This window comes from Gemmatimonadota bacterium (genome assembly GCA_026706345.1).
Lineage (GTDB): Bacteria > JAAXHH01 > JAAXHH01 > JAAXHH01 > JAAXHH01 > JAAXHH01.
Window position 1 is genome coordinate 1 of record JAPOYX010000273.1, and the last position, 2,380, is coordinate 2,380.

The window sequence follows — 2,380 nt, forward strand, 5'->3', positions numbered from 1 at the left end:
GCAGACCGACGCCTGGGGCATCAAGGTGGCGAATGTCGAAATCAAGCACGTCGACCTGGATGAGAGCATGATCCGGGCCATCGCCAGGCAGGCGGAGGCGGAACGCGAACGCCGGGCCAAGATCATCCACGCCGAGGGCGAACTCCAGGCCTCAGAGAAACTGCTGGAAGCCGCCACGATACTGGGCCGGAACAACAACAGCATGCAGCTACGCTACCTGCAGACCCTGACCGAGATCGCCGGCGAGAAAAGCTCCACTATCGCCTTTCCCATACCCGTAGATTTCCTGAAGACGTTTCAGTTGATGGGTAAGGGGGATAGCGACTGAGGCTTTAGGTCGTCAGTTCAGCTACCGGGGTCAGAGTAAGAATTTCGCCAGAAATTTTACTCTGACCCCAACTATCCAGTCATCCGCCCCGCCACATGGGACGCCCACGCCGCAATACTCAGCGAGGGCGGCACACCCACCGGCTGCGGAAACACCGACGCATCCGCGATATACAGACCGGGGCACCCGTGCACCTGCCCCGCCCCGTCCACCACACCCGCCGTCGCATCATCGCTGATACGGCAACCGCCCATGGGATGGGCGGTCATTACGCTTCCTGCATCAAACCTGAGCGGACGGCCGGACAATTCACCGAGCGCCTCGAAGGCGCGCATGGTCGCCGCGTAGCTGGGTGAGCCGTCCATCGAAAACGAAAATTTCATCCGGCCCTTGTCCATGCGGACGAGCCCGTCGGCCGCATCCTGCGACATGGCCACCACGTCAAACGCCCGCCCGGCCTTTGCCCTGGCCTTTGCATACAGGAAACCGGGAACCGGCGGCGTGTCACCGGCGGCGAGGATGACGTAGGCGCTGTCTTCATGCCCCTTTATCCTGACGCGGCCGTGCACCGGCGGCCCCAGCACGGAATCCCGGGAACCATCCTCCGGAACCGGCCAGGAACCGATCAGGTCGCCGTTGGCGCCAAACCCCTTGCCCAGCTCCGGCAGTGCGTCGAGACCGCCCTTGCGGCATGAATGCAGCAGCACGTGGTTGGTATTCATGGTGCCCGCCGCCAGCACTACTTCGGGCGCGCTAAAGAAGAGATCCCGCCTTTTATCCAGGTCATGCACTTTTACGCGGTAGCCCCCGTTCCCTTGCCGGAAAATGGCCCGGACTTCGTGCATCGGCCTGACGGCCAGGCCCTTTTGCATTGCCGGCAACAGGTAAAGCGCATCCACGGTGGACTTGGACCCGTCCGGACTGCCGAACATGCCGTGCTCCTTATGGAAATCCATGGGCATGCGCACAATCCCGTGTTCATCGGTTTGTGGTTGCGGGGCGCTGTCCTGCTCCGGGTACAGGACAGCCATTGGCGGCTGCTCACCGGGTCCCAGGGGAGTGAAATAATCCTCCCCTGCCCAGGCGTGGTCGGTGTGGTTGGGCACCCGCGCAGGGTCAGGCGGTTGGACGCCCTTCAACTCCTGCAATGTCCGGTCGTAATGGCCGGCCAGAACATCATCACTCAGCCCGGCGGCGCGCCCGTTCCAGAAACCCTCCGGGGGCTGTTCCAGCATGGCGGCCCAGATATGGCTGCCCCCGCCCATCCCTGAGGTACACACGGCCTTGACACCCTGGCCGATCCACAGGTCCAGGAAACCGGACCTGTTCAGCCTGATCCCGCGCTTCGGTCCGAACGGCGGATGCAGCGAACGTATCACACTCGTTATGCCGCCGTTGCGCGGCAACGGCCTGGTGTTCGTGATGCCGGCTTCCCGCACCGGAACTGTATCCCGCCACGGGCCGCGCTCCAGCAACAGTACCGACCTCCCGGCATCAACCAGACGCGACGCCGCTACGGAACCGCCGAACCCGCTGCCGATCACGATGACGTCGGCATCGTGTTGAAATTCATTGTCAAGCCTTGTCATTGCTTTGCCTCGGGCAGGAGTTTAAGAAAACGATGGGCCGTCAGGGATTCGAACCCTGGACCTTGGGATTAAGAGTCCCCTGCTCTACCAACTAAGCTAACGGCCCGCGGGCGAGTATATCACGGCACAATAGTCCCCGGAACTGACCGGGAATTGGAGATTTGGGGTGAGTGATGGGGATCGAACCCACGACCACCGGAACCACAATCCGGCGCTCTACCTGACTGAGCTACACTCACCGTGACTGCAATTGGCGCGCCCGAGAGGACTCGAACCTCTAACCCTCGGCTTAGAAGGCCGATGCTCTATCCGGTTGAGCTACGGGCGCAAGTCCTGGGCTTACCGGGGGCGGATTGGAAATCCGTCCCTGCTTCATCCCGCAAATTGGTCGGGGCAGAGGGATTTGAACCCCCGACCCTCTGCTCCCAAAGCAGATGCGCTACCAGACTGCGCCATGCCCCGA

Annotated in this window: 2 protein-coding genes and 4 tRNA genes; 1 reads left to right on the plus strand and 5 read right to left on the minus strand. The window is 62.2% G+C overall.

The features are described 5' to 3' along the window. Positions 1 to 328, plus strand: a 328-nt coding sequence (locus OXG98_19005; GenBank protein ID MCY3774101.1) for an SPFH domain-containing protein, incomplete at its 5' end; no start/stop codon positions are given. A gap of 71 nt (positions 329 to 399) precedes the next feature. Here OXG98_19005 and OXG98_19010 read toward each other — a convergent pair. From OXG98_19010 to OXG98_19030, 5 genes are all read right to left on the minus strand, one after another. Further along, on the minus strand, positions 400 to 1,917 hold the full coding sequence (locus tag OXG98_19010; GenBank protein MCY3774102.1) for a GMC oxidoreductase: 1,518 nt from the start codon (positions 1,915 to 1,917) through the stop codon (positions 400 to 402). A 33-nt stretch (positions 1,918 to 1,950) separates the two neighbouring features. Then, positions 1,951 to 2,023: transfer RNA gene (locus tag OXG98_19015), tRNA-Lys, on the minus strand. Positions 2,024 to 2,079: 56 nt separating this feature from the next. Then, positions 2,080 to 2,156 (minus strand) — tRNA-His (locus OXG98_19020). Positions 2,157 to 2,168: 12 nt separating this feature from the next. Next, positions 2,169 to 2,245, minus strand: a tRNA-Arg gene (locus OXG98_19025). Positions 2,246 to 2,302: 57 nt separating this feature from the next. Then, positions 2,303 to 2,379, minus strand: a tRNA-Pro gene (locus tag OXG98_19030). Between the last annotated feature and the right edge of the window lies 1 nt (position 2,380).